This window comes from Bradyrhizobium sp. USDA 4510, assembly GCF_054059095.1.
Map to the genome: position 1 here is coordinate 3517443 of NZ_JBSSBT010000001.1, position 12877 is coordinate 3530319.

The window sequence follows — 12877 nt, forward strand, 5'->3', positions numbered from 1 at the left end:
CGGGTGAGCCAAAAGCCACGCCGCCGCAGGAGCTATGTGTCTTGCAAATCTGTGGCGATTTTTGACAGCCATTGCCGGACAATTTGCTCCGACCTCGCGTCGAGGCTAGCGGCGAGCCGCCGCTCCTGGGCCTGGGCGATCTGCCGGCATTTCTCCAGCAGCGCGGTTCCATGGCCGGTCAGGGTCCATTGCAACACGCGGCCGTGGACGGGGTGCGGCGTCTTGCCGATCGCGCCGTCGCGCTCGAGGTTGCGGATGATCACGCTCACGGTCTGCGGGGTCAGCAGCGCGACGCGAGCCAGATCGGCGCCTGAGAGCCCCGGATAGGCTTTCAGCATCGTCAGCACGACGAATTGCGGCGAGGTGACGCCGAGCTGTCCCAGCTGGCGCTCCATCGACAGCCGCGAGGCCGCGTGGGCCTGACGCAGCAGATAGGCGAGATAGCCCTGCTCGCCGCGCTTGCCTTCGCCCGGCGCCGGAACGGAAGGGGCGAACATGACGTCGCCTGCGCTCGATCCCGCATTCGCTGCGGCCCGTCGACCGGCGGCTTTTCCGACCGGGCGCCGCTCGGCGGTGCCCGATTTGCCTCGTTTCCGCATTGCCGCCATGTCGCGTGCTGCCGCCTTTGCCGATGCCCGCATCTTGCCGACGATATCAGAGCTCTGATAATATCTCAGTACACTGATAACATGAGGCCAGGCCAATGTCACATGCCCGCAAGGAATACACCGACTTCGAGAAGCTCGCGCCCGACGTCTTCGCCGCGGTGCGCGCGCTCGGCCAGTTCGCGGCGAAGGCCGGCCTCGACAAGCAGCTGCTCGAACTCGTCAAGCTGCGCGCCTCGCAGATCAACGGCTGCGCGTTCTGCGTGCAGTATCACATCCTGCAGGGCGAGAGCCTCGGCGTGCCCGCCGACAAGCTGAATCTCGTCGTGGTGTGGCGCGAGGCACCGCAGTTCACGCCGCGCGAGCGCGCCGCGCTGGCCTGGACCGAAGCGTTGACGACCCTGCCGAACGGCGTCAGCGACGAGGTCTATGCGCAGGCCACCACCGAATTCTCCGAGCAGGAGCTGACTTACCTGACCTCGGCGATCGCATCGATCAATGTCTGGAACCGGTTCGGCGCGGCCTATCGCTGGACGCCGCCGCCGCGCCGGCAGCGTGCGGACGCGGCGGCTTCGTAACGTCGAGGCGGATCAAACGGCAACCGACAGGGAGAAAAGCAATGACCTCGATGGCAATGACACCATCCCTTCCATTCGCGCGGCCGCCGCGGCCGGTCGCGCTGGCCGTGATCGCGGGACTGGCCTCCGCCTTCGTGATCGGCAAGGCAGTGCCGACCCCGATGGACGCGATCTCTTCTGTGATCGCGCCGCTGTGCGCCAGCGCCAATGCGGCGTCACCGCTCGACAAGGTCGAGGTCATCACCTCGCACGCGCTGCCCAATGTGGCGGGCAAGCGTGTCACGGTGGTGCGCGTGTTCTATGGTCCCGGCGGCTTCACGCCGCCGCACCGCCATTCCGGTTCGGTGACTGCCTACATCACCAAGGGTGAAATCCGCTCCCAGCTCGGCGACGGGCCGGTCGAGACCTTCAAGGTCGGCCAGTCGTTCTTCGAGCCGCCGGGCTCGACCCACATGGTCTCGGCCAATGCGAGCACGACGGAGCCGGCGGAACTGATCGCGGTGTTCGTGGCGGACGAGGGCGCGCAGCTGACCACGATGCTCGAATAGCGATCGGTTGGGCGCTCGTTTCTGCAAGACGTGCGCACTGGACCAGTTTGGTGCCCAGTTCGCGTGAAACTGGACCTTGCGCGCAACGGGGCGTGTCGATTGATTGCACGACACGTTGCGGCGACGGTTGCCGACGAGGGACAAATCGATGATCAGCCTGAAGGGGCTCTCTGCCTTCCCGATAACACCTTCGAGCCGGGATGGGCGGGTCGATGTAGGCGCGCTCCGCGCCTTGCTCGACCCCTTGATTGCGGCGAAGGTGGATTCGGTCGGGCTGCTCGGAAGTACCGGCTCATATCCCTATTTCAGCCGTGATGAGCGGCGGCGCGCCGTGCAAGCGGCCATCGCCTCGGCGGCCGGCAACACACCAATACTGGTTGGCATCGGCGCACTGCGCACCGACGATGCGGTGCGGCTGGCTCAAGATGCGCGTGATGCCGGCGCGACGGCGGGCCTGTTGGCGGCGGTTTCCTATACCCCGCTAACCGATGACGAGGTCTTTGAGCATTTTCAAACCGTGGCCCGCGAGAGCGGGTTGCCGATCTGCATCTATGACAATCCCGGAACGACTCATTTTCAATTCACGCCGGCTCTCATCGGCCGTCTGAGCCGGGTCGAGGGAATCGTCGCGGTGAAAAGTCCGGCGCTGGATGCTTCGACCGTGGCGGGCCATCTCAGGGAATTGCGGGCTGTGGTTCCGGACGGCGTTGCGTTGGGTTACAGCGCCGACTGGAATTGCACCGAGGCGCTGCTGGCGGGCGGAGATACCTGGTACAGCGTTGTCGCAGGAATCTTCCCGAAGGTCTGCGTGGACATCGTTCGCGCCGCGAGGAGCGGCGATGCGGCCCGGGCGCGAGAGTTCAACGCGCGTCTGCAGCCGATTTGGGATCTGTTCAGGACATATTCCAGTCTGCGTGTTGTCTACGCACTTGCCAATCTCAGAGGGGTCTGCGCGGCCGAGCCTCCACGTCCGATATTGCCGCTGCCCGCGGACGCTCAGAGGCGCGTCAAGGAGGCGTTGGCTGCGATGGAGATCGACTGATCGCAACCACGGCGGAGGGCGCTAGATGCCGGCGCGCGCCAGCGGGTCGCGGCCGAACCGGTTGTCACCCTTCGATCCCGGCAGCACGCTCAGCGTTGCGACGAGCGCCAGATAGGGGACCCAGTATTTGACGTGCAGCGCGGCGGCGAGGTGGGGAACGGCGAGGATCGTCAGCGCCCACCAGCCCGAGACGTTGAGGTCGTGCAGCCGCTTCACCAGGATCGCGGCGAACGGCCACAACGACAACATGAGCAGCAAGCGCAGGACGGACAGGTCGTCGGCGGGCGGGCTGCTGTCATAATACCGCGGACCGTGGTCGAGCCTTACGCCGATGCGAATGATGAGCATGTCGACCAGCACGAGACCGAAAAATCCCAGGCCGAATTCCTGCCGGCTGATGCGGCCTTTCACCGAAAGAAAGAACCAGCGGAAGGTCGAGAGCATGCTTGGTTGTGGTCCAGCCTGAATGGGCATCTGATAGAGACTTGCGTCCGACGGTCAAAGCGGGACAGGTTCCCGCGGATTGCTGCTTCCATCATGATCATTCAAGCTGGCAATTGTCGCCGCGACATGGCGCGCATCGATGCGATTCCGAATGGAACCTGCGGTGGGCGTTTGCACAATTTCGGAATAATGGAATAATGCCGCTGATTTGCCCGACGTGTCAAGTTGTCGTGTCGAACGACGGCAGCCGCCGGCTACTTTGCATGGGGTTGTTTTCGATATTTTGGCAGTGCGCCCCGAACCGGTGTCCCCTTCGCTCGACAACACTCTAATTGCCGCCGCCTTCCTGGGTGTCGATGCGATGCACGACGTCGTCGGGCAGGGCATGGGCCACGGCGGCTGCAAGCCCGGGCTCCGGTCCGATCTCGCGGCCGCGGCCACGGATCAGCCGCTCATAGGCCGACACCAGCGTGGTGTAGGGATTGACCCACAGCCAGCCGTCGCGCGTAAACAGCTGGACGTCGAAATGCAGATGCCGCGATGTGCCGTTGGGGTGGTCGAGATAGTTCGAGACCACGCCGATCTTCTCGCCCTCGCTGACGCGGCGTCCGTTGAGCAGGCCGTCTGCATCCATCACTGACGGGTTCATGTGCATGTAGCGGAAGCGGACATGCTCGGTGCGGGTGTTGACCTGCAACGTCGCGGCCTGCTGCTGCGCCGAGCGGATCACGATACTGTCGCGCACCGCAACGACCGCCTGCTGCTTGGGGTCGCAGCCATCTTTGCTGTCGACAGGACATGCGCCGGGGCGGATGTCCTGGCCCTGATGGCCGTAGCCGCTGGCGCATTGGCCGACCTCGAAGCTGCGCGCCTCGCAGAAATTGTCTTGCCAGGGATACGTGTCGATGGCCGCGCCGGGCTTGCGCTTGGCGAAGGATTGCGAGTGGGCGAAGGCCGGCGCCTTCTCGAGCGGAAAGCGGATCTGCGAATAGACGGTGAAGTCGGCGTGGCCGCCTTGTTGCCTGCGGCCGCCGCTGCCCGCGACGATGTCGCCGCTCGGGTGGTAGGTGAAGTCGGCGGATTGCGCGGCCGGCCGCTCGGCGATGTCGGAGGCGACGTCGCTGCGTGGCCGTGACGGCTGGCCGCCGACAATGCGCAGGGCCCTCAGAAACCGCTCGGCGACCGGATAGGCCTCGCGGCAGGCCAGCCGCTTCGGCCGCGGCGCGCTGTCGAGGCACTGGATCGAGACGACATAGGGAATTCCGAAGCGGGTGAAGGCGTAGCGGACATAGCCCTCGCGAATGAAGCGGCGCAGGTCCGGAAACTGCGCGGCCAGCGTCCTGACCGGCTCGCCCTTGCCGCCGAGCCGGTCGGCGAGGTCGTAAACCAGGATCGAGCCGGAAATCTGCACCTCGACCGGCTTTGCAAATGTCCGCGGCGGCAGGCCGTCGCCGGCGCCGGGGTCGAGCGAGAACACGGCATCGTAGCCCGATGCACCGGCATGGAAGAAATCGACCGCGCGGAAGTCGGCCTGGTAGCGCGCGATCGACAGGCTGTCCAGCGCACCGTTTTGCCGCGCGTCGAGATAGCTTGCGGGGTCGAGCGGCAGCAGCACCGGGATCGGGCTCTGCGCAATGCCGGGAAACAGCGGCGCTGTCACCGCGTTCAACTGCACCAGCGCAGGCGTCGCCCGCGGATCGGTGGCGGGCACGCGGCGCTGGCCTGCGAAAGTGAAGCCGGCGGCGATGGCCGGGCGGCTGCCGATCTCCTGCCGCAGCTGGTCGAGCACGGCGCGCCATTCGACCCGCATGGCCGAGATCGATGGCGTTCGGAATTCGTCGGCATGGGCGCCGGGAAGAGGCGAGAGCAGGGCTGCCAGCCAGCAACTGACGAAGCTGACCACCTTCCTGTTCACTGCACACCCCGGGCTCATGTCGGATCGCCCGTAAGACTAAAGCAAGTTCCGGAAAAGTGTGTAGCGGTTTTCGCTAAAGTTGATGCTTAACCAACAAGTTGAGGCGCGGTGACGATTCATTTCAAATCCCACCGCGCCTCAAGCGCTCAGTCCTTGGCGCGTTCGACGTAGGAACCGTCTTCGGTCATGACCACGATGCGCGTGCCCGTGGTGATGTGCGGCGGCACGCCGGTGCGCAGGCCGTTGGACAGCATGGCCGGCTTGTAGGACGAGGAGGCGGTCTGGCCCTTGGTCACAGGCTCGGTCTCGACCACTTCCAGCGTCACGCGCTGCGGCAGCTGGATCGCGACCGGGTTGCCCTCGTGCATCGAGAGCTTCACGGTCATGTTCTCCTGCAGATACGGCGCGGACGAGCCGACGATCTCCTTGGAGACCTGGACCTGGTCGTAGTTGTCGTTGTTCATGAAGTGGAAGCCGTCGCCATCTTCATAGAGGTAGTTGTAGTTGTGGTCCTCGACGGTGGCCTTCTCGACCTGGTCGGTGGTCTTGTAGCGCTCCGAAACCTTCACGCCGTCGCCGATGCGGCGCATTTCGATCTGGCTGACCGGGGTGCCCTTGCCGGGATGGATGTTCTCGGCGGACAGGACCACATAGAGCTTGCCGTCCTGCTCGATGACGTTGCCCTTGCGGATGGAACTGGCGATGACTTTCAAAGGTGTTTTCCTGAATTTGAGAGCCTAAGGGCGCCAACCGGATCGGCAGCCCCTCGGCCATGGCGGCGATTTCGGGCTGCAACATACTGATTTGTCCCTGAGATGCCAGTCTTTTGCGGCCGAATTCGCAAGGTTGCCAACCGTCCCGGCCGTCCCGATCGGCCCTATTTTTCGGCCATGGGCTCATCCGTTTCAGCGAAACTGCGGATGGGACGCGCGAGCCGTGGTTCAGGTTCAGCCACGCGCGCGCATGGACAAGGTGCGCGTCTTTCGACAAGAAGGGATCAGCCTCGCTGCGTTCCGCGGAGGCTCGGGCTGTGTAGGCTTATGAATTTGTGTGGAATCAATCGGTTGCGCGGGACTCTTGAGTGCGGATGGCGGCTCGTTGATGTTGAATCCGTGAGGATGCTCTGGCGATGACAGCTCATGACCGGCCGTCGCCCTGGTGGATGCCGCAGCGCTATGCCGACCGCAGGCCGTTCCTGCAGGCGCGGACGGCGATCACGCGAGCGCTGCGCGCCTGGTTCGAGGAGCAGCGATTTGCCGAGGTCGAGACCGCGATCCTGCAGATCTCGCCGGGCAACGAGACCCATCTGCACGCTCCTCGCACCGAGCTCAGGCAGGCCGATGGCTCACATGCGCCCCGCTATCTGCGCACCTCGCCGGAGTTCGCCTGCAAGAAGCTGCTCGCGGCCGGCGAGCCGAAGATCTACGAGTTCGCGCGGGTGTTCCGCGACCGCGAGCGCGGCGACCTGCATCTGCCCGAATTCACGATGCTGGAATGGTACCGCGCCAATGCCGGCTATGACGCCATCATGGCCGACACGATCGTGGTGATCGCCCATGCGGCTCAGGCGACCGGGATCGGCCGGTTTTCATTCCGCGGCAGGACGGCCGATCCGTTTGCGGAGCCGGAGTTGTTGACGGTCGCGGCAGGTTTCGAGCGCTTCGCCGGCATCGATCTCCTGGCGACGATCTCAGGCGGCGAAGGCGACCGCGAAGCGCTGGCGTCGGCTGCAGCAGCGCGGGTGCGGGTTGCAGATGACGACACCTGGTCCGATATCTTCAGCAAGGTGCTGGTCGAGCATATCGAGCCTCATCTGGGACAGGGCCGTCTGACGGTGCTGTTCGAATATCCGTCGCCAGAGGCCGCGCTGGCGCGCACCAAGGCCGGCGATCAGCGCGTCGCCGAGCGTTTCGAGGTCTATGCCTGCGGCGTCGAGCTCGCCAACGGCTTCGGCGAGCTGACCGACGCGGCCGAGCAGCGCCATCGTTTCACCGCAGCGATGGATGAGAAGGCCCGCCGTTATGGCGAGCGCTATCCGCTCGATGACGATTTCCTTGCCGCGGTCGGCCAGATGCCGGAGGCCAGCGGCGTCGCGCTCGGCTTCGACCGGCTGGTGATGCTCGCGAGCGGCGCGCCACGAATTGATCAGGTGGTCTGGACGCCGCCTGCGGGAGAGACATGAACAGGATCGATCCAAAACTGGCGGCGACGCTGCGACAGCCGCGCGAGCTGGTCGATGCCGGGCTCGCGCCGGTCGCAGCACTGGCCGGGCTCGAGCGGGTTGCTGCGCGCTACGCGGTCGCGGTGACGCCGGAGCTCGCCGCGCTGATTGATCCGGCCGATCCCGCCGACCCGATCGCGCGGCAGTTCATCCCGAGCGCCGACGAACTCGTCGAGCAGCCGGGCGAGAACGCCGATCCGATCGGCGACGAAGCGCATTCGCCGGTCGCCGGAATCGTGCATCGCTATCCCGATCGGGTGTTGTTCAAGCTCGTCCATGTCTGCGCGGTGTATTGCCGGTTCTGTTTCCGGCGCGAAATGGTCGGGCCGGGAAAGGCCTCGGCCTTGTCCGATGACGCCTACCGTGCGGCGCTGGATTACATCCGCAGCCATCCGGAGATCTGGGAAGTCATCCTGACCGGCGGCGATCCCTTGATGCTGTCGCCGCGCAGGCTGACCGAGATCATGGCCGATCTCGCCGACATTAATCATGTGAAGATCGTTCGCCTCCACACCCGTGTTCCGATCGCCGATCCGGGCCGTATCAATCCCGAGATGATCGCGGCACTGCGGGTCGAAGGCGCGACGACCTGGATTGCGATCCATGCCAACCATCCGCGTGAGCTGAGCAACAATGCCCGCGCAGCGTGCGCGCGCCTTGCAGACGCCGGCATTCCCTTGGTAAGCCAGTCCGTCCTGCTGCGCGGCGTCAATGATGATGCTGCGACGCTCGAGGCGCTGATGCGCGGCTTCGTCGAGTGCCGGATCAAGCCCTATTATCTGCATCACGGCGACCTTGCGCCCGGCACAGCGCATTTGCGCACCACGATCGAAGCCGGGCAGGAACTGATGCGGGCGTTGCGCGGGCGTGTGTCCGGACTTTGTCAGCCGGATTATGTGCTCGACATCCCCGGCGGCCACGGCAAGGCGCCGATCGGCCCGAGCTATTTGTCGCAGCCGGCTTCCCGCGAACGTGAAGATCCGATGGAACGGCGCTACCGTATCGTCGATTATTGTGGTGACGTTCATCTTTACCCGCCGCAATCCTGAGGCGGCGATGAGCGGGGCCGGGGACGGACGGCAGGAGCCGCCCGAGGATGAGGGCAACCGCAGCATCGAAAATGCTGTGATGTTCGGCTTCTTTGTGGTGCTGGTCGCCGCGGGAATCTGGCTCCTTGGCACGATGGCCGATATACGGAAGGTACAGGATTGCGCAGCGCAGGGGCGACGCAACTGTGCTACCGTCGAGGTGCCGGAACGGGCGCGATAGGGTTGAGAAGCGGAGACGCGAGATGCGGAAGACAGTTTTGTTGATGGCTCTGATGATGGTTGCGGCCGGAGCGCCCCAGCTTGGCATCTCCCAAGCCTGGGCGCAGCAACAGGGCGGATCGTCCTCCATGCAGAAGGGCGGGACGGTCCCGGAGGCGCCGATCGGACATCGTCAGCCGCGCCGCGGCGACGTTGGCAGCGAGAAGAATATCAGCGATCCGAACAGTCAAGCCAACAAGGAAGACGCGGCGCTCGACAGGAAGATCAAGAGCATCTGCCGCGGTTGCTAACCCACGCAGCTGACCGGCGAGGCGCGATATTCGCCCCGCCGGCAACGCTCAATCCGTTCGGCCGCGTCAGGCCGAACGCTCCTGCAGGCCGTCACGCCGCACGCTGCGCCTTGCGTCGACGGCATCGGCCAGCTGCTTCAACACGTCAGCCGTCGTCCCGAGGTCGATGCAGCCATCCGTGATGCTCTGGCCGTAGGTCAGCGCCTTGCCTGGCACGACGTCCTGGCGTCCCGCGACAAGATTGCTCTCGATCATCACGCCGATGATGCGCTGTTCGCCGCCTGCGACCTGGCGCGCGATGTCGGAGGCAACCGCTGGCTGGTTCTCCGGCTTCTTGCTGCTGTTGGCGTGGCTGGTGTCGATCATCAGCCGCGCCGCGACACCGGCGCGGCCGAGCTCGGCGGCGGCAGCATCGACGCTCGCGGCATCATAGTTCGGCGCCCGGCCGCCACGCAGGATGACGTGGCAGTCTTCGTTGCCGCTGGTCGCGGCGATCGCTGAACGGCCGCCCTTGGTGACCGCCATGAAGTGATGCGGGTGCGAGGCCGACTTCACCGCGTCCGCCGCGATCCGCACGCCCCCGTCGGTGCTGTTCTTGAAGCCGACGGGGCAGGACAGGCCGGAAGCCAGCTCGCGATGGATCTGGCTCTCGGTGGTGCGCGCGCCGATCGCGGCCCAGGAAACCAGATCGGCGATGTATTGCGGCGTCGTCATGTCGAGGAATTCGGTGCCGGCCGGCAGGCCGAGATTGTTCACCGCCGACAGCACGTTGCGGGCGAGCCGCAGGCCCTTGTTGATGTCGAAGCTGCCGTCGAGATCGGGATCGTTGATCAGCCCCTTCCAGCCGACGGTGGTGCGCGGCTTCTCGAAATAGACCCGCATCACGATCTCGAGGCGGTCGGCGAGCTGTTCGCGCAGGCTGGCGAGGCGCTCGGCGTAATCGACGGCCGCCGCGGGATCGTGGATGGAGCAGGGGCCGACGACGACCAGCAGGCGGTCATCGGTGCCGTTCAGGATCGCGTGGACGGCGTTGCGGGCGCCCATCACCACCCGGGTCGCCGTCAGGGTGCGCGGGACCTCCCGCATCACCTCCTCGGGCGTACTGAGCTCTTTCAATTCCTTGATGCGAAGATCGTCTGTCGTACTCAACACGGCTGGCTCCTTTGGATTTCGGGACCTGCCGGCACACAAAAAAGCCGCCAGGTCTGGCGGCTTGTTTTGGACGTTTGCTGCAATTCTTCAGATTGAGCGCGATCCTCCTGCCGCCAGCGAGCTGTCGTAGCTAAAGTACCAAAAATAGCTGGTGGCGACGGTGATCATGGGGCGGCTCTATAGCGCAGGGATTTGGGGCTGTCACCCCCCAAATGCAAGCCCCCCGCGGTTCGGCGTCAGGTGTTGCGCGCCGCCAACGCCATGCCGATCAGGGTCGCCCCGCCGAACATCAGATTGAGGCCGACGAGGAGGCCGATCGCCCATCCCGCGGATTCCGGCAAGCCCGCGATGATGAAGAAGGCGATCACGATGTCCATCAGGCCGGCGATCAGCAGCCAGGACCAGCGTCCCGACAATTCGCGGCGGTGCTCCAGCGCGTACATGACGGTGGCGACGCCCTCGGCGACGAAATAGGCGCCGACCACGATGGTCAGCGTCAGCACACCCTGCATCGGACGGGCGAGCAGCACCATGCCGGCCAGCACGGCGAGCGCGGCCGAAATCAGCGACCACCAGAAGCCCGGCATGTTGCGCGCCCAGAACGTCACGATCAGCCCGCCGATCCCTGAGATCAGGAACATCCAGCCGAGGAAGATGGTGACGGCGAGGCTCGCGAAGGTCGGCACGATCATCGCGGCGATGCCGAGGATCACCAGCAGGATGCCTTCGAACAGGAACGCCTTCCAGTGCGCCTTCACCGCGGCCTGCATTTTCGATCGCAGCTTGTCGAGGTCGTTGGACAGGGTCATCGCGGCTCTCCGGATCTGCGCGTGTGCAGTCTATCCTAACCGGTTATAAATGGTCAGCCCGTCAGTTGCGGCGGCAATAGCTGTGCGCTCATCTTTCTGCATGGCGGTTTTCGACAGCCAGAATCCTTGGCACAAGCCTGGCCGCCAGATATCGCGAGGCGCGCGGCGACAGATGCAGGAAGTCGGCCGATACCAGGTCGTTTGCGCTGGTCCCGACCCTCGTCAGACATCCGTCCGCGTTGCAGAGCTCGTCATAGGGCGACAGATATTCGATCCCGAGATCGGCGGCGAGCTGCCCAATCCTGTCGTCAGTCTGCTTGGTCGATCGCACATCGTGGCTGCGTTCCGGGATCAATGTATGATGGCGCAGGAAATATTGCACCGTCAGATGGGGCACCGTGTCGGTCCAGACGGGGACAGGGCCGACCAGGATGACACGGGCGGCGCCGGCCTGTCTGAGGGCGACAATCGTCGGGCGGAGATCGTCGGCGGTGGGTTCTTTGCTCCACGCCAGGTGCAGAAGCACGACATCGGGGTGCGAGCGGGCAACCGCAGCAACGATGTGGCGATTGGTTTGAACACAAAACGGAATGGTCTCGGCCTGCGCGGTGAAGAGTGGCGGGCAGGAATTGACGGTGAGCTGGGCTAACCCGAATTGATCGCCCTGGACTTGCCGCAGCCCGGCGGCAAGCATGCCGGCGGTCGAATCGCCCCATACGAAAACAAGCGGGCGCTTGCTGGCGTCAACGCAACTCGGATCAAACGCGGGATCGGCGGAAGCGGAGATATGACATTCGCCGTATCTCAGGAAGTCCCTGGATACGGTCATGGCGCCGGCTTCGCGAACGATCGCCGGAAGCCGAAAGGCAAAGCCGTCGACGATCGCCAATGCTCCCACCGATGCAACGGCCACCATCGATGCCGCAAGGACCGGCGCCACCCGCCACTGCCCGAACCTGATTGGGCGCTCGACGTAGCGATAGGTTGCCCAGGCCAGAATGAAGCTGGCCCCAACGGCCAGCCCGTTCTCGGCCAAAGTCAGGGGACGACCTTTGAAGCTCGCCGCAAAAACCAGGATCGGCCAATGCCAGAGGTAGAGCGGATAGCTCATCAGCCCGATCGCGACCGCGGTACGCGTCGAGAGAAATCGATTGCGACCTGACATGATGAGGGCGGCAGCTGCGGCGACCGGCGCCACCGCTGCGATCCCGGGGTAGGTCATGGAGGGCGAATAGAATGCGGTTACCGCAGCGATCACCGCGAGCGCGAACCATCCGAGAAGGTCGCGCGCCGCGGAGAATCCGTTGGGCAGGCAGACGGCCACCAATGCTCCGGCCGCGAGCTCCCACGCCCGCGTGAACGGCTGGTAGAATGCGGCTTCAGGGTTGGTTCGAACGACCAGGATATTTGCGACAAGCGATGCGATGAAGATCAGGGCAAGGGGAGCGGCGGCGGCGATCCGCCATCGCATCAGCGCCCACAGCAGCAAAGGCCAGACAAGATAGAACTGTTCCTCGATGCCGAGCGACCAGAGATGGAGCAGCGGCTTCGTTTGCGCGGCCGCATCGAAATAGCCACCCTCCGAATAGAACAGCAGGTTTGCCGAGAAACCCGCGCCTGCCGCAATCTCCTTTCCAAGGGCCACCAACTCGCTCGGCATCAGAAGTTGCCATCCGGCGATGAAGGCGGCGATCAAGACGACGATCAGGGCGGGAAAAATCCTGCGAATGCGACGCGCATAGAACGTCGCAAGGCTGAAGCTCCCGTTCTGAATGTCGCTATAGATGATCCCGGTGATCAGGTAGCCGGAAATGACGAAGAAGATGTCGACCCCGACGAAACCGCCGGGAACATATTGCGGGAACGCGTGGCCGAGCACGACCAACGAGACGGCAACGGCCCGCAGGCCGTCGATATCCGGCCGATAATTCTTGTAGTTGTGCCCCATCGTCCTCTCGCGCCTGGTCTGTGTCTCTCCCTGAACCCGCCGAGGTTGTTTTGCAAG

General features: G+C 64.6%; 15 protein-coding genes. 8 read left to right on the forward strand and 7 right to left on the reverse strand.

Translation table 11 applies throughout. From position 1 onward, the window contains the following. Positions 1–32: 32 nt before the first annotated feature. Positions 33–497: a MarR family winged helix-turn-helix transcriptional regulator gene (locus ACVMDN_RS15895; RefSeq protein ID WP_246786882.1), complete on the reverse strand. Its 465-nt coding sequence runs from the start codon at positions 495–497 to the stop codon at positions 33–35. On the opposite strand from ACVMDN_RS15895, the gene ACVMDN_RS15900 reads away from it, so the two are divergent. From ACVMDN_RS15900 to ACVMDN_RS15915, 4 genes are all read left to right on the forward strand, one after another. Beyond that, on the forward strand, positions 496–666 hold the full coding sequence (locus tag ACVMDN_RS15900; protein WP_456814398.1) for a hypothetical protein: 171 nt from the start codon (positions 496–498) through the stop codon (positions 664–666). The genes ACVMDN_RS15895 and ACVMDN_RS15900 overlap by 2 nt on opposite strands. A gap of 37 nt (positions 667–703) precedes the next feature. Next, positions 704–1183 carry a carboxymuconolactone decarboxylase family protein gene (locus tag ACVMDN_RS15905; RefSeq protein ID WP_057018579.1) on the forward strand — a complete coding sequence of 160 codons (480 nt, stop codon included), beginning with the start codon at positions 704–706 and terminating at the stop codon, positions 1181–1183. Positions 1184–1224: 41 nt separating this feature from the next. Then, positions 1225–1731, forward strand: coding sequence for a cupin domain-containing protein (locus ACVMDN_RS15910; protein WP_141341094.1), 507 nt, complete (start codon positions 1225–1227; stop codon positions 1729–1731). A 148-nt stretch (positions 1732–1879) separates the two neighbouring features. Continuing rightward, complete coding sequence (locus ACVMDN_RS15915; protein WP_141341095.1) at positions 1880–2773, forward strand: dihydrodipicolinate synthase family protein; 894 nt, start codon at positions 1880–1882, stop codon at positions 2771–2773. A gap of 21 nt (positions 2774–2794) precedes the next feature. Here the strand turns inward: ACVMDN_RS15915 and ACVMDN_RS15920 are convergent, their stop codons facing one another. The 3 genes from ACVMDN_RS15920 to efp all read right to left on the reverse strand — a co-directional run bounded on the left by ACVMDN_RS15920 (position 2795) and on the right by efp (position 5845). Further along, complete coding sequence (locus ACVMDN_RS15920; RefSeq protein WP_159109549.1) at positions 2795–3217, reverse strand: DUF805 domain-containing protein; 423 nt, start codon at positions 3215–3217, stop codon at positions 2795–2797. 328 nt (positions 3218–3545) lie between these two features. Beyond that, positions 3546–5150, reverse strand: coding sequence for a M23 family metallopeptidase (locus tag ACVMDN_RS15925; protein ID WP_141341097.1), 1605 nt, complete (start codon positions 5148–5150; stop codon positions 3546–3548). A 128-nt stretch (positions 5151–5278) separates the two neighbouring features. After that, positions 5279–5845, reverse strand: coding sequence for an elongation factor P (efp, locus tag ACVMDN_RS15930; RefSeq protein WP_016844580.1), 567 nt, complete (start codon positions 5843–5845; stop codon positions 5279–5281). Between the two features lie 416 nt (positions 5846–6261). Between efp and epmA the strand changes: the two genes are divergently transcribed. The 4 genes from epmA to ACVMDN_RS15950 are packed head-to-tail and all read left to right on the forward strand — an operon-like array spanning position 6262 to position 8911. Continuing rightward, positions 6262–7314 (forward strand): EF-P lysine aminoacylase EpmA, encoded by a 1053-nt coding sequence (gene epmA, locus ACVMDN_RS15935; protein WP_141341098.1) that lies wholly within the window; start codon positions 6262–6264, stop codon positions 7312–7314. After that, positions 7311–8402: a lysine-2,3-aminomutase-like protein gene (locus tag ACVMDN_RS15940; protein ID WP_141341099.1), complete on the forward strand. Its 1092-nt coding sequence runs from the start codon at positions 7311–7313 to the stop codon at positions 8400–8402. Before epmA ends, ACVMDN_RS15940 begins: the two co-directional genes overlap by 4 nt. Next, positions 8371–8622, forward strand: a complete 252-nt coding sequence (locus ACVMDN_RS15945) for a hypothetical protein (RefSeq protein WP_225644190.1) — start codon at positions 8371–8373, stop codon at positions 8620–8622. Before ACVMDN_RS15940 ends, ACVMDN_RS15945 begins: the two co-directional genes overlap by 32 nt. Positions 8623–8665: 43 nt before the next feature. Continuing rightward, positions 8666–8911, forward strand: coding sequence for a hypothetical protein (locus tag ACVMDN_RS15950; protein WP_225644401.1), 246 nt, complete (start codon positions 8666–8668; stop codon positions 8909–8911). A gap of 66 nt (positions 8912–8977) precedes the next feature. On the opposite strand, the gene ACVMDN_RS15955 is transcribed toward ACVMDN_RS15950, so the two are convergent. The 3 genes from ACVMDN_RS15955 to ACVMDN_RS15965 form a co-directional block, all read right to left on the reverse strand. After that, a complete protein-coding gene (locus ACVMDN_RS15955) occupies positions 8978–10063 on the reverse strand; it encodes a 3-deoxy-7-phosphoheptulonate synthase (protein WP_057018573.1) in 1086 nt (361 codons plus the stop codon). A 236-nt stretch (positions 10064–10299) separates the two neighbouring features. Beyond that, entirely contained in the window at positions 10300–10872 is a 573-nt protein-coding gene (locus ACVMDN_RS15960) for an HdeD family acid-resistance protein (RefSeq protein WP_057018572.1), read from the reverse strand. Positions 10873–10960: 88 nt separating this feature from the next. Beyond that, positions 10961–12820, reverse strand: a complete 1860-nt coding sequence (locus tag ACVMDN_RS15965; RefSeq protein WP_141341100.1) for an acyltransferase family protein — start codon at positions 12818–12820, stop codon at positions 10961–10963. Positions 12821–12877: the final 57 nt, after the last annotated feature.